Annotated in this window: 17 protein-coding genes; 14 read left to right on the top strand and 3 right to left on the bottom strand. The window is 65.6% G+C overall.

Annotation, left to right across the window (positions count from 1 at the left end):
* Positions 1–62: 62 nt before the first annotated feature.
* From Q8S30_RS20585 to Q8S30_RS20570, 4 genes are all read left to right on the top strand, one after another.
* Complete coding sequence (locus Q8S30_RS20585; protein ID WP_305667892.1) at positions 63–815, top strand: SDR family NAD(P)-dependent oxidoreductase; 753 nt, start codon at positions 63–65, stop codon at positions 813–815.
* 124 nt (positions 816–939) lie between these two features.
* Positions 940–1,308: a preprotein translocase subunit SecG gene (gene secG, locus Q8S30_RS20580; protein ID WP_305667891.1), complete on the top strand. Its 369-nt coding sequence runs from the start codon at positions 940–942 to the stop codon at positions 1,306–1,308.
* 208 nt (positions 1,309–1,516) lie between these two features.
* Complete coding sequence (locus Q8S30_RS20575) at positions 1,517–3,160, top strand: CTP synthase (protein WP_305667890.1); 1,644 nt, start codon at positions 1,517–1,519, stop codon at positions 3,158–3,160.
* Positions 3,161–3,203: 43 nt separating this feature from the next.
* Positions 3,204–3,983 carry a DUF429 domain-containing protein gene (locus Q8S30_RS20570; RefSeq protein ID WP_305667889.1) on the top strand — a complete coding sequence of 260 codons (780 nt, stop codon included), beginning with the start codon at positions 3,204–3,206 and terminating at the stop codon, positions 3,981–3,983.
* 15 nt (positions 3,984–3,998) lie between these two features.
* Here Q8S30_RS20570 and Q8S30_RS20565 read toward each other — a convergent pair whose 3' ends face one another.
* From Q8S30_RS20565 to Q8S30_RS20555, 3 genes are read right to left on the bottom strand one after another with little or no spacing between them, the layout of a single operon-like run.
* Positions 3,999–4,295, bottom strand: coding sequence for a BrnA antitoxin family protein (locus Q8S30_RS20565; RefSeq protein WP_305667888.1), 297 nt, complete (start codon positions 4,293–4,295; stop codon positions 3,999–4,001).
* Positions 4,292–4,534, bottom strand: a complete 243-nt coding sequence (locus Q8S30_RS20560) for a BrnT family toxin (protein WP_305667887.1) — start codon at positions 4,532–4,534, stop codon at positions 4,292–4,294. Before Q8S30_RS20560 ends, Q8S30_RS20565 begins: the two co-directional genes overlap by 4 nt.
* Positions 4,535–4,589: 55 nt before the next feature.
* Positions 4,590–4,937: a DUF1428 domain-containing protein gene (locus tag Q8S30_RS20555; protein ID WP_305667886.1), complete on the bottom strand. Its 348-nt coding sequence runs from the start codon at positions 4,935–4,937 to the stop codon at positions 4,590–4,592.
* 112 nt (positions 4,938–5,049) lie between these two features.
* Between Q8S30_RS20555 and Q8S30_RS20550 the strand changes: the two genes are divergently transcribed.
* The 10 genes from Q8S30_RS20550 (at position 5,050) to Q8S30_RS20505 (ending at position 12,967) form a co-directional block, all read left to right on the top strand.
* The gene (locus Q8S30_RS20550) at positions 5,050–5,505 is read left to right on the top strand and encodes a MarR family winged helix-turn-helix transcriptional regulator (RefSeq protein WP_305667930.1); all 456 of its coding nucleotides are present in this window, start codon (positions 5,050–5,052) and stop codon (positions 5,503–5,505) included.
* 121 nt (positions 5,506–5,626) lie between these two features.
* Positions 5,627–6,544 (top strand): polyphosphate kinase 2, encoded by a 918-nt coding sequence (gene ppk2 / locus Q8S30_RS20545; protein WP_305667885.1) that lies wholly within the window; start codon positions 5,627–5,629, stop codon positions 6,542–6,544.
* Positions 6,545–6,627: 83 nt separating this feature from the next.
* On the top strand, positions 6,628–6,921 hold the full coding sequence (locus Q8S30_RS20540) for a DUF1330 domain-containing protein (protein ID WP_305667929.1): 294 nt from the start codon (positions 6,628–6,630) through the stop codon (positions 6,919–6,921).
* A gap of 45 nt (positions 6,922–6,966) precedes the next feature.
* Positions 6,967–7,410 (top strand): TerB family tellurite resistance protein, encoded by a 444-nt coding sequence (locus tag Q8S30_RS20535; RefSeq protein ID WP_305667884.1) that lies wholly within the window; start codon positions 6,967–6,969, stop codon positions 7,408–7,410.
* Complete coding sequence (locus Q8S30_RS20530; RefSeq protein ID WP_305667883.1) at positions 7,410–8,171, top strand: phosphate/phosphite/phosphonate ABC transporter substrate-binding protein; 762 nt, start codon at positions 7,410–7,412, stop codon at positions 8,169–8,171. Before Q8S30_RS20535 ends, Q8S30_RS20530 begins: the two co-directional genes overlap by 1 nt.
* 170 nt (positions 8,172–8,341) lie before the next feature.
* Positions 8,342–9,121 carry an ABC transporter ATP-binding protein gene (locus tag Q8S30_RS20525; protein ID WP_305667928.1) on the top strand — a complete coding sequence of 260 codons (780 nt, stop codon included), beginning with the start codon at positions 8,342–8,344 and terminating at the stop codon, positions 9,119–9,121.
* A gap of 28 nt (positions 9,122–9,149) precedes the next feature.
* Positions 9,150–9,875 carry a transporter substrate-binding domain-containing protein gene (locus Q8S30_RS20520; RefSeq protein ID WP_305667882.1) on the top strand — a complete coding sequence of 242 codons (726 nt, stop codon included), beginning with the start codon at positions 9,150–9,152 and terminating at the stop codon, positions 9,873–9,875.
* 41 nt (positions 9,876–9,916) lie between these two features.
* The gene (locus tag Q8S30_RS20515; protein WP_305667881.1) at positions 9,917–10,807 is read left to right on the top strand and encodes an ABC transporter permease; all 891 of its coding nucleotides are present in this window, start codon (positions 9,917–9,919) and stop codon (positions 10,805–10,807) included.
* The gene (locus Q8S30_RS20510) at positions 10,804–11,631 is read left to right on the top strand and encodes an ABC transporter permease (RefSeq protein ID WP_305667880.1); all 828 of its coding nucleotides are present in this window, start codon (positions 10,804–10,806) and stop codon (positions 11,629–11,631) included. Before Q8S30_RS20515 ends, Q8S30_RS20510 begins: the two co-directional genes overlap by 4 nt.
* Before the next feature lie 4 nt (positions 11,632–11,635).
* A complete protein-coding gene (locus tag Q8S30_RS20505; RefSeq protein WP_305667879.1) occupies positions 11,636–12,967 on the top strand; it encodes a glutamine synthetase family protein in 1,332 nt (443 codons plus the stop codon).
* Positions 12,968–12,976 lie beyond the last annotated feature (9 nt).

Here is a 12,976-nt window from a genome sequence, read left to right as displayed (position 1 = left end):
CTTCCGCAAAGGCGCCGAACATCCCATCTGTTCAGGACAAGCAGACCTGACAGGAGCTTCCCATGGACATTCGTTTTGACGGCAAGACGGCGCTGGTCACCGGCGCCGGATCGGGGATCGGCGCGGCCATTGCCGAAACGCTGGCCCAGGCCGGCGCGGTGGTGGTGGTGGCAGACCTCAACCTAGCCCATGCGCAGGCAGTGGCAGATGGCATCACCGCAGCGGGCGGCAAGGCCCATGCCACCGGCGGCAATGTCGCCGACCCCGCAGCAGTGAAGGCGATGGTCGAGTTCGCGGTGGCGGAAACCGGCGGCCTGCATCTTCTGGTCAACAATGCCGGGATCGGCGGGCCGCAGACGCCGGTGGGCGAAACCCCGCTGGAGGGCTGGAAGCAGGTGATCGACGTCAACCTCAACGGCGTCTTCTACGGCCTGCTCTACGGCCTGCCGGCCATCGAGGCGTCGGGCGGCGGCGCGGTGGTCAACATGGCCTCGATCCTCGGTTCTGTGGGCTTTGCCCATGCCGGCGGCTATGTCGCGGCCAAGCATGGCGTGGTGGGGCTGACCAAGGTCGCGGCGATGGAATATGCGCCGCGCGGCATCCGCATCAATGCCGTCGGCCCCGCCTTCATCGACACGCCGCTGCTGGACAATCTGCCCGCCGAGGCCAAGGCCGGGCTCGTCGCCCTGCACCCGATCGGCCGGCTGGGCCGCAGCGAGGAGGTGGCGACGCTGACCGCCTTCCTGCTGTCGGATCAGGCCAGCTTCATCACCGGATCCTATCATCTGGCCGATGGCGGCTATACGGCGCAATGACGGGGCCGGGCGGGGCCGGGCGGGGCGCCGAACTGCCCCGCCCCAAACGTCCACCCGAAACGCCTTGCACGCGCGGCGCCTACCGCCTAGATAGGCGCGTCATCGAAAGAACGGCCCGGGGTCCATGGAAAACGTCATTCTTACCGTCCACCTTATCCTCGCGCTTCTGCTGATCGGCGTGGTGCTTCTGCAGCGATCCGAAGGCGGCGGCCTCGGCATGGGCGGCGGTGGCGGCGGCGGATCGGGCGTGATGTCCGGCCGGCAGGCTGCCAATGCGCTGTCCAAGCTGACCTGGATCTTCGCGGCGGCCTTCATCGCCACCTCGGTCACCCTCACCGTGCTGGCGGCGCGCGATGCGTCCTCGGGCTCGGTCGTGGACCAGTTCAATTCCAGCTCGCAAGGCTCGGATGCACCCGCCGTCCCGGCCCTGCCGGAGATCGAGTTGCCCCCGCCGTCCTCGGACGCGCCGGCGGCCCCGCCCGCTGCCGACTGACGGCGCGGGCCCACCCTTCCCGGATCGCGGCCCTTCCCGGCGGCGATCCCGAAACCATCGCAAATCTTGGGACGTTCCGCCGCTGCCTTACAGCATCTAGCGGTGCGGTTGCGGTTTTCCGCGAATCTGTTATATGTGGATTCCCGTGATGCCTGTTCTGCGGAACCGGCTTTCGACTAGAATTTGAGCTTCACGGGAGCATCCCACCATGGCGCGATATATCTTCATCACCGGCGGCGTCGTGTCGTCGCTGGGCAAGGGCCTGGCCTCGGCAGCCCTCGGCGCGCTGTTGCAGGCCCGCGGCTTTTCGGTCCGCCTGCGCAAGCTCGATCCCTACCTGAACGTCGATCCTGGCACGATGTCACCCTTCGAACATGGCGAGGTCTTCGTCACCGATGACGGCGCCGAAACCGACCTCGACCTTGGCCATTACGAGCGCTTCACCGGCGTCTCGGCCCGCAAGACCGATAGCGTCTCTTCGGGCCGCATCTACTCCAACGTGCTGGAAAAGGAACGCCGCGGCGAGTACCTCGGCAAGACCATCCAGGTGATCCCGCACGTCACCAATGAGATCAAGGACTTCCTCTCGGTCGGCGAGGATGAGGTCGATTTCATGCTCTGCGAGATCGGCGGCACCGTCGGCGATATCGAGGGCCTGCCCTTCTTCGAGGCGATCCGCCAGTTCTCGCAGGACAAGCCCCGCGGCCAGTGCATCTTCGTGCACCTGACGCTGCTGCCCTATGTCACCGCCAGCGGCGAGCTGAAGACCAAGCCCACCCAGCACTCGGTCAAGGAGCTGCGCGCCATCGGCATCGCCCCCGATGTGCTGCTGCTCCGCTCGGAACACCCGATCCCGGCCAAGGAGCGCGAGAAGATCTCGCTCTTCTGCAACGTCCGGAAGGAAGCCGTGATCGCCGCCCCCGACCTTGCCACGATCTATGAGGCGCCGCTGGCCTATCACCGCGAAGGCTTCGACCAGGCGGTGCTGGACGCCTTCGGCATCTCCCCCGCTCCGCGCCCCAATCTCGACCGCTGGGAAGACGTGATGGACCGGCTGGTCAATGCCGAGGGCGAGGTCCGCGTCGCCATCGTCGGCAAATACACCCAGCTCGGGGACGCCTACAAATCCATCGCCGAGGCGCTGACCCATGGCGGCATGGCCAACCGCGTGCGCGTGCGCGCCGAATGGATCGACGCCGAGATCTTCGAGCGCGAGGATCCGGGCCCCTGGCTGGAAGGCTATCACGCCATCCTCGTCCCCGGCGGCTTTGGCGAGCGCGGCACCGAAGGCAAGATCCGCGCCGCCGAGTTTGCCCGCACCCGCAAGATCCCCTACCTTGGCATCTGCCTCGGCATGCAGATGGCGGTGATCGAGGCTGCCCGCAACCTCGCCGGCGTCGCCAATGCCGGCTCGGAGGAGTTCGACCATGAGGCCGGCATCAAGCGCTTCACCCCCGTCGTCTATCACCTCAAGGAATGGGTGCAGGGCAACCACCGGGTCGAGCGCAAGCTGACCGACGACAAGGGCGGCACCATGCGCCTTGGCGCCTATACCGCGATGCTGGCCGAGGGATCGAACGTCGCCCGCATCTATGGCGGCACCACGATCGAGGAACGCCACCGCCACCGCTATGAGGTGGACATCGAATACCGCGACAAGCTGGAGGAATGCGGCCTCTGGTTCTCGGGCATGAGCCCCGACAACCGCCTGCCCGAGATTGTCGAGGTCAGGGACCACCCCTGGTTCATCGGCGTGCAGTTCCACCCCGAGCTGAAGTCGAAACCGTTCGCCCCGCATCCGCTGTTTGCGGATTTCGTGCGGGCGGCGGTGGAGGTGAGCCGGTTGGTGTGAGGTGCTTCGAGACACTTTGATCTGCGGGTTCGACAGTGCGTGGATGAACAATCCCCGCAAGCCCGGCGCGCTTGCGCTGGCTGGATTCGGCGCGTCTGGCGGGCAAGTCTTCTCGCCCCCGCAACTCGTGACGTTCTGCCAAGCCCTCGCCCTGATCAAAGGCGCTGCCTCCCCATACGCCCGCTGCGTCGTCGCGCTCGACCAACCGACTATCGTGCCGAACGCGGCTGGGTGTCGCCCAGTCGAGCGGATCGCCAAGAGCGTCGTCGAACACTGCGGTGGCGGCGTTCAGCCATCCAGTCGGGCACGGATTGGGATGTTCTGCGACAACGCCCCAATTTGGTGCTTCAAGGACAAGCTCGGGGCCGAAGACGATCCCCATCAGACACGAGCAGCAAACCAAGGGGCCTTCCTGATCGAGGTGTTCCCTGCCCTGGCGCTCTCCGGGCTGAGCGATCAGTTCTTCGGGCCGAAGCGAGCCCCCAAATACAACCCCGGCAACAGAACGAAGTACAAGCAGGCAGACTGGGAGGCAGTTTGCACTTCTATCGCCGACCATGCCTCGAAGCGCGGGCTTGTCGAGATGGCTGATTGGGCGACGGCCAGTGCTCAGCTAGAGCACCCGCGCAAAGCCGATCAAGACCGCCTTGATGCCGTCATCTGTACCTTGATCGGGGTCATGTGGCTCGCTGATCCGCCCGATGCCACAATGATGATCGGAGATTTGGAAACCGGCTACATCGTCACACCGGTGTCCAAGGCCTCCCGGGAGCGGCTCGACAAAAAGGCTCGCCTGCTCGCATCCCAACCCCTCACGCCGTAAACTACCGCCGTCCACCTAAACCTTCGCCGCCCTCAGCGCCTCGTTCATCCGCGTCTGCCAGCCGGCGCCGGTTGCCTTGAACCGCTCCACCACATCCCGGTCGAGGCGGATCGACACCGCCACCTTCGGGTTTTCGGCCTTGGGCCGCCCGCCCATATTCTTGCGCATAGCCTCGGCCAGCGCCGGGAACGCCTCGGGAAAAGGCCGGGCCTGGGATAGCTGGTCGTCGCTGGCTTCGGGTGCATCGGGGTCGCTGGCGATGCTCCGCTGAACCCTGACTTCCTCGGCATCGCTGATCGGCTTTGCGGTCATAGCACGCTCCTTTCCTTCCGGCTGGCGGGCCGCATCGAGATCACGGCCAGCCCTTCGCGTCCAAGCAGGGCGAACACCACGGCAATCGTGCCATCAGCCAGCCGCCCGATCGCCATATGCCGCCCGTCCTTCGCCGGGACGACCACGGCCTGCAGGAAGAACGCTTCATCCAGATCGGCGAAATCCATGCCATGCTTGGCAAGGTTGCTGAGCCGCTTCGGTTCATCCCAGACGATCATGTGTTATTGTATATACGAAAATCGGGCGAGAATTCAAGGGCCTCTCCTCCGCCGCTCACCCCACAAACACCTCCTCGAACCCGCCCCACATCATCCGCTTGCCATCGAACGGCATCGTCATCTCCTTCCAGCGCGGATCACTCTCCATCGTCCCCATGCAGGCGTCGCAGGTGGCCTTGTCCGGCCATTCGATCCAGGAAAAAACCACCACCTCGCCCGGCTCCAGCTTCACCGCCATGGGGAAGGAGGTGACCTTGCCGTCCGGCACATCGACGCCCCAGCATTCGCGCGTCGACAGCGCGCCATAGTCCTTGAACAGCCGCCAGGCGATGCGGGCCGACTCGATGTATTCCTCCTTCCGCGCCTCGGAAACCGGGGTCAGAAATCCGCTGATGAATGCCATGATGCACCTCCCTGCAAGTTGGCTGCCGGGCCGCCGGGGGGCGGCACCCGAATCTGTCTTGATGTCAGCATCGTGCCAGCCTATTAGGTTGATATCAACCTGAATGAGGACCATGCGCCCGGACCTGCCGATCGAGACCACGCTGGAGGTGCGGGACCGCTGCCTGTGCCTGAAGGTGCAGCGCGCCGCCCGCGCCCTTGCCCGCCGCTTCGACGATGCGCTGCGCCCCTTCGGCCTGACCAATGGCCAGTTCTCGATCCTGATGTCGCTGAACCGCCCCGCACCGCCCCGGATCTCGGACCTTGCCGAGTTCCTGGCGATGGACCGCACCACCCTGACCGCCGCGCTGAAGCCCCTGCAACGCCGCGGGCTGATCCTTGTGACGGCCGACCCCGAAGACCTGCGCGGCCGCCTGCCCGTGCTGACCGATGCCGGCCGCGACCTGCTGGTCGCCGCGCTGCCGGTCTGGCGCGGCACGCATGACCGGGTGGATGCGCTGCTGGAGGGGCGGGGACAGGGGGATCTGCGCGGTGATCTGGAGGCGCTTAGCGGCCAATCACCCTCATAAAATCATATGTATAACATGCGCATGGTTTCTGCATGGGTTCTGCATCGCCCATTCCGCTCCGTTACATCTCCGTCACATCCGCCTGCTACCCCGGCCCCACCCGCGCGAAGGAGCCTCTGCGATGACTGAACCGACCCAACTTCCCGGCCGCGACTGGCTGGCGGCGGAACTGGCCGACACGATCGATGAGGAATATGAGCTGGAGCTGGAAGACAGCACGCTCAGCCTCGAGATCTCGAAGATCTACAAGCGCACCCACCCCGATACCATTGATCGCGCGACATATTTTCACGCGCTGATGCATCTGCAGTCGGAACTGATCAAGCTGCAGGACTGGGTCCAGCATACCGGCGAGAAGGTCGTGGTGCTGTTCGAGGGCCGCGATTCCGCCGGCAAGGGCGGCGTCATCAAGCGCATCACCCAGCGCCTGAACCCCCGCGTCGTGCGCACCGTCGCCCTGCCCGCCCCGTCCGACCGCGAAAAATCGCAATGGTACTTCCAGCGCTATGTCCCCCACCTGCCCGCAGGCGGTGAAATCGTCCTCTTCGACCGCAGCTGGTACAACCGCGCCGGCGTGGAACGAGTCATGGGCTTCGCCTCGGACGATCAGGTCGAGGAGTTCTTCAACGACGTTCCGGAATTCGAGCGGATGCTGGTAAGATCCGGGATTCGCGTGGTAAAATACTGGTTCTCGATCACCGACGAAGAGCAGCAGATGCGCTTCCTGATGCGGATCCACGATCCGATGAAGCAGTGGAAACTGTCGCCGATGGACCTGCAAAGCCGCGTGCGGTGGGAGCAGTATACCAAGGCCAAGGAAGAGATGATGGCCCGCACCAACATCCCCGAGGCGCCGTGGTATATCGTCGAGGGCAATGACAAGAAGCGCGCCCGCCTGAACTGCATCGACCACCTGCTGAGCCTGATCCCCTACGGTCCGGTCGAGCATGAAGAGGTCACCCTGCCCGACCGGGTGTTCAACCCCGATTACGAACGCGCCGTGCTGCCGCCGGAACTCTACGTGCCGTCGAAGTACTGAGGCCGCCCAAATACCGAATAGAAGCGGGGGCTTGACGGCCCCCGCCGCCACAGGCACCGATGGCTCAAACCCCGGAGGACATCATGCCCAAGGCCTATTGGGTCGCCCATGCGACCGTGACCGACCCCGCCGCTTATGAGGCCTACCGCACCGCCAATGCCGAGGCCTTCGCCAAATTTGGCGCGCGCTTCCTCGTGCGCGGCGGCCCGCAGGATGTGGTGGAAGGCAGCCTCGCCCCGCGCTGCGTGGTGATCGAATTCGTCGATCTCGCCACCGCCCGCGCCTGCTATGACAGCCCGGAATACCAGGCGGCCAAGGCGCTGCGCCTGCCGGTCAGCCTCGTCGATCTGTGCATTGTCGAGGGGTGGGAGGGTTAGGGCGGGCTTTCCCTGCCAGCGCCCGCATCCTATATCCCCCGCATCATGTTCGCAGATCTCCTGAATCGCCTGCTGGCGCCCGCCCCCGCCGCCCTGCCCGCCCCCGAGGCGGATCTGTCGCTTGCCGCCCTGCTGGTGCGGCTGGCGCGGGCCGATGACCATTATGATGACGATGAGCGGGTGCGCATCGACCGGGTGCTGTCGACCCGCAAGGGCCTGACCATGCCCGAGGCCGCCGCCCTGCGCGCCGAAGCCGAGGTGCTGGAATCCGAGGCGCCCGACACGGTGCGCTTCACCCGCTCGCTCAAGGACGCGGTGCCATACGAGGATCGCACCGAGCTGCTCGAGGCACTTTGGGACGTGGCGCTGGCAGATGGCAGCCGCGACGCCGTGGAAGATGCGCTGATCCGGATGGTGGCGAACCTTCTGGGCGTCAGCGACCGCGATTCCGCCCTCGCCCGGCAGCGGATCGAAGCGAAGCGGCTGTGATGCAGCACGTTGCCAGCTTGCCGATGTATGACCGGCCGGAAACCGCAGCGGCGCATGACGCGCTGTGGTCGGCCATCCGTGCGGCGCTGGCAGACGAGGGCATCGACTCCCCCGAAACCCTTGACCGACAGATCGGACTCTGGGACGGGTGGGAGCATCCGGGGCTGGTGCTTGGCCAGACCTGCAGCCTGCCCTACCGCACCCGGCTGCATGGGCACGTCACGCTGATCGGCACCTTCGACTATGGCCTGCCGGGGCTGGAGCCGGGGCAGTACTGCAGCGTGATCCTCGCGCGCCGCGATGATGCGTCGCAGGATGCGGAGGCGCTGACCAAAGGCCGCTTTGCCATCAACCAGCCGCACAGCCAGTCGGGTTGGGCAGCGCCCTACTTCTGGGCGCAGGCGCAGGGGATTACCCTGCAACCGGCTCTGGAGACCGGCGGCCACCGCGCCTCGGCACTGGCCGTGGCCGAGGGCCGCGCTGACCGTGCCGCGCTGGATGCGGTCACGTGGCGCGGGATTGTGCAATGGGAACCGGAGCTTGCGGCCCGGCTGCGCGTCACCGCCGAGACGCCGGCCACCCCCGCGCTGCCCCTGATCGCCGCGGCGGGCACCGATCCGGTCCGCCACGGCCGGGCCATTGCGGCGGCCCTCGCCGCGCTACCCGCGGACATACGGGCCGCGCTCGGCATCTCCGGCTTCGTGCCGATCCCGGCATCCGCCTATCTTGCGCTGCCCAACCCGCCCGCAGCCACCCCGTAACTGCCCGTTATCCGGGCATATCCCGAGGTCACCCTGCACGAACCCGTTGCATTCGCCCCGGAATCGCCCCCTACTTGCCCGAACAAATAGCAGCGATAGCAAAATTGACCCCAGATACCTCCGTATCAGACGCCCCGGTTTCAGGTGCCCCGGACCCCGAGGCCTCGGGTCTGCGAACTGGGCCAGCCCCGGTCATCGAGATCCGCGATCTTTACAAAAGCTATGGCCAGCTTGAGGTGCTCAAGGGCGTGTCCATCGCCGCCAAGCGCGGTCAGGTGGTGTCGCTGATCGGCTCTTCGGGGTCAGGAAAATCCACCCTGCTGCGCTGCTGCAACCTTCTGGAAGACAGCCAGAAGGGCGAGGTCCTGTTCGAAGGTGAGGCGGTCACCTGGCGCGGCGAGGGCCTTGCCCGCCGCCCCGCCGACCGCGCGCAGGTGACGCGGATCCGCACCAACCTTGCGATGGTGTTCCAGCAGTTCAACCTGTGGTCGCACATGACGGTTCTGCAAAACGTGATGGAGGCGCCGGTGACGGTGCTTGGCCGCCCCCGCGCCGATGTCGAGGCCGCGGCGCGCCGCTATCTCGACAAGGTCGGCATCGGCGACAAGGCCGAGGCCTGGCCCGCACAGCTTTCGGGCGGCCAGCAGCAACGCGCCGCCATTGCCCGCGCCCTGTGCATGGAGCCGCGGGCCCTGCTGTTCGACGAGCCGACCTCGGCGCTCGACCCCGAATTGCAGCAAGAGGTGGTCAAGGTTATCAAGGACCTCGCGGGCGAGCATCGCACCATGATGCTGGTCACCCATGACATGAAGCTGGCCGCCGACCTCTCCGACCATGTGGTGTTCCTGCACCTTGGCCGGATCGAGGAGCAGGGGCCACCCGACCAGGTGTTCGGCAATCCACAGACCGACCGACTGCGGCAGTTCCTACGGGCAGGCGCCGCAGCATGACCAATCAAGCTCAACAGGGAGATACCCAATGAAAAAACTGCTTCTTGCGACCGCCGTCATGGCGCTGACCTCTGGCGCTGCACTCGCGCAGCAAACCGTCCGCATGGGCACCGAGGGCGCCTACCCTCCCTTCAACTTCATCAACGACAAGGGCGAGGTCGACGGGTTCGAGCGCGAGATGGGCGACGAGCTGTGCAAGCGCGCCGAGCTGACCTGCGAATGGGTCGTTACCGACTGGGACAGCATCATCCCCAACCTGCAATCGGGCAACTATGACACAATCATCGCCGGGATGAGCATCACAGACGAGCGGGACGAGGTGATCGACTTCACCCAGAACTACATCCCGCCGGCCACCTCGGCTTATGCGGCGCTCAGCGCAGATGCGGATGTCGTGGGCGGCGTCGTCGCGGCGCAGGTCGGCACCATCCAGGCCGGCTATGTCGCCGAGTCGGGCGCCACGCTGCTGGAGTTCGCCACCCCCGATGAAACCGTCGCGGCCGTGCGCAACGGCGAGGCCGACGCCGTGTTCGCCGACAAGGACTATCTGGTCCCGACGGTAACCGAGTCGAACGGGGAGTTCAGCTGGGCCGGCGAGGAAGTGCAGCTTGGCGGCGGCGTCGGCATGGGCCTGCGCGAGAGCGACACCGAGCTGAAGGAAAAGTTCAACGTGGCCATCCAGTCGATGAAGGATGACGGCACGCTGAACGCGATGATCACCAAGTGGTTCGGCGCCGAAGCCCTCGTCTTCTGATCGACATGGCGGGCGGGAGTGATCCCGCCTGCTGACCCCCGATGTTCGCGTCCTGCGCTGATCCCTCCTCGCTAGAAGGCCTTGGCTGGCTGCTGTGCTACCTGACATCGGGGACGCACATCGCCTTCTATTGGTCCTTTGTCACCGTGCTGGTGCTGCTGGCCATCACCGCGCCTGTGGCGCTCGCCTTCGGCTTTGGCGGCGCCGTGGCCGCGCGGTCCTCGGTCTGGCCGATCAGCCTGCTGGGCCGCGGCTACATGGCGATGGTTCGGGGCGTGCCCGACATCGTGTTCTTCTTGTTCTTCGTGATCGCGCTGGATCAGGGCATCGAATGGATGTTCCACCAGATCCGCTGCCCCGACTGGACCGAGCCGGTGCGTCAGGGCCTTGAATTCCGCGTCTGCCCGGCTGCGAAAGTGCCGCCCGGCAACGCCCCGCAGGTCTGGCACCAGATCTATGGCTTTGCACTGGCCGTCATCACATTCGCGCTTGTCTTCGGCGCCTTTGCCGCCAACGTTCTGCTTGGCGGGATGCAGGCCGTGCCGCGCGCGCAGCTGGAGACCGCCGAGGCCTACGGCATGACCCAGCAGCAGGTGTTCCGCCGGGTGCTGGTGCCGCAGATGTGGATCTATGCCCTGCCCGGCCTGTCGAACCTGTGGCTGATCCTGATCAAGGCGACGCCGCTGCTGTTCTTGCTTGGCGTGCGCGACATCGTCTATTGGGCGCGTGAGCTCGGCAGCACCAAGACCTCGGTCTATGCCTATCCGCACCCGGACTGGCGGCTGTACTACTTCCTGGCCCTGCTGGTCTTCTACCTGTGCATGACCCGCGCCTCCGAGATCCTCCTTGGCCGGTTGACGCGCAACCTCAGCCGCGGTCAGGCCACCGCGGCGGGCGAGGCGCAGCGCAAGGCCGCAGGAGGCGTGGCATGAGCTGTTGGGAAACGATCGGCGATTACGCCTTCCGCTCGCTGGGGTTTGGCGAACGGCTGCTGCCGCGCAGCGATTTCACCCTTTGCCAGCAGGTCACCCTGATCGGTTCTGGCATGATCTGGAACGTCTACTTCGGGATCGTGGCGCTGGTGACGGGCTTCTTTCTGGCCACCGGGCTTGCCATGGCCAAGGCGGCGCGCAGCCGCTGGCTGCGCAAGCCCGCGGAATGGTTCATCTTCGTCTTCCGCGGCTCGCCGCTGTTCATCCAGTTCTTCATCGCCTACCAGATCTTCGTCATGCTGCCCCGGAATGGGATCGACGTCTTCGGAATGACCGTCGCCACCAGCTGGACGACCAAGGCCTGGGCCGGGGCGCTGTTCGTGCTGTTCCTGAACACCGCCGCCTATTCGGCCGAGATCTTCTATGGCGCGCTGCAATCGGTGCCCAAAGGCGATACCGAGGCTGCCGATGCCTATGGCATGACCGGCTGGGTCAAGTTCCGCAAGGTTCTGTGGCCGACGATGCTGCGCCTTGCTTGGCCCGCCTATACCAATGAGGCGATTTTCCTGTTCCACGCCACGACATTGGTATACTTCTCTGGCTTCCCGGCCTTTCAGCAGAAGGGCGACGCGCTTTACTATGCGCAATATTTCGCGGACAAGACCTTCAACCCCTTCATCCCGTATCCGATCGTGGCAGGGTATTTCATCCTGCTAACCTTGGCTCTGATCCTGCTCTTCGGGGCGATGAACCGGCGGCTGAACCGGCATCTTGCCCCAAACCAACGGCCCAAGCTGAAGCTGAGGCCGCAACTCGTCAGGTGAGGACATGGACTGGCTACGAGACCACCCGCAGGTGCGCACGATCCGCGTGGCAGCAGCGGATCTGAACGGAATTGCCCGCGGCAAGCGGGTTCCGGCGCGGTTTGCGCATAAGCTGATTTCCGAAGGCACCCGCTTTCCGTTCTCGGTGATGAACCTCGACATCTGGGGCGAGGATATCGAAGACAGCCCGCTGGTCTTCGAAAGCGGCGATGTCGATGGCATGTTGCTGCCCACCGACCGCGGCTTCATGCCGATGCCCTGGCTCGAGGCGCCGACGGCACTGCTGCCGATCTGGATGTTCCACACCGATGGCCGCCCCTATGACGGCGATCCGCGGCAGGCCCTTGCCGCCGTGGTGGCGCGCTACAAGGCCGCCGGGCTGACGCCGGTGGTGGCGACCGAGCTTGAATTCTACCTGATCGACGACAGCGGCCGCACCCTGCGCGTGCCGCCAAGCCCGCGATCCGGCAAGCGCCGCACCGGGGGCGAGATTCTGTCCCTGCGCGCACTGGACGCCTTCGACCGCTTCTTCTCGGCGCTCTATGACGCCTGCGAGGAGATGGACATCCCCGCCGATACCGCCATTTCCGAGGCCGGGCCGGGGCAATTCGAGATCAACCTGATGCACCAGGGCGATGCGCTGAAGGCTGCCGATGACACGTGGCTGTTCAAGATGCTGGTCAAGGGTCTGGCGCGCAACCACGGTTTCGCCGCCAGCTTCATGGCCAAGCCCTATGACCAGTGGTCCGGCAACGGGATGCATACCCATTTCTCGGTTCTGGATACCGAGGGGCGCAACATCTTCGACAATGGCGGCCCCGACGGGTCCGACCGGCTGCGCCATGCGGTGGGTGGCTGCCTTGCCGCGCTGACCGGCTCGACGCTGATCTTCGCCCCGCATGAAAACAGCTTCGACCGGCTGGTGCCCGATGCCCATGCCCCGACCGGTATCGGCTGGGCCTATGAGAACCGCACCGCGGCACTGCGCATCCCCGCCTCGGGCCCCGTTGCCCGGCGGATCGAGCACCGGGTGGCGGGGGGCGACGTGAACCCCTATCTGATGATCGCCGCGATCCTGGGGGCCGCGCTGATCGGCATCGAGGACAAGATCGAACCGCCGCCGCCCATCGTCGGCAACGCCTATGCCCAAGGGCTGGAGCAGCTGCCGCTGACCTGGGACGAGGCGCTGGATGCCTTCGCCAGCTGCCCGATGACCAAGCGCATCTTCCCGGCCGAGCTGATCGAGAACTTCGTGATGACCAAACGGCAAGAGCTGCGCTACATGGCCGAGTTGTCGCCCGAGGAGCAGACCGAGATCTACCTCGACACCGTCTGATCCCCAGCC

The sequence above is a fragment of the Frigidibacter sp. genome (assembly GCF_030695035.1).
GTDB lineage: Bacteria > Pseudomonadota > Alphaproteobacteria > Rhodobacterales > Rhodobacteraceae > Frigidibacter.
This window is presented reverse-complemented; position numbering and strand designations above follow the sequence as displayed.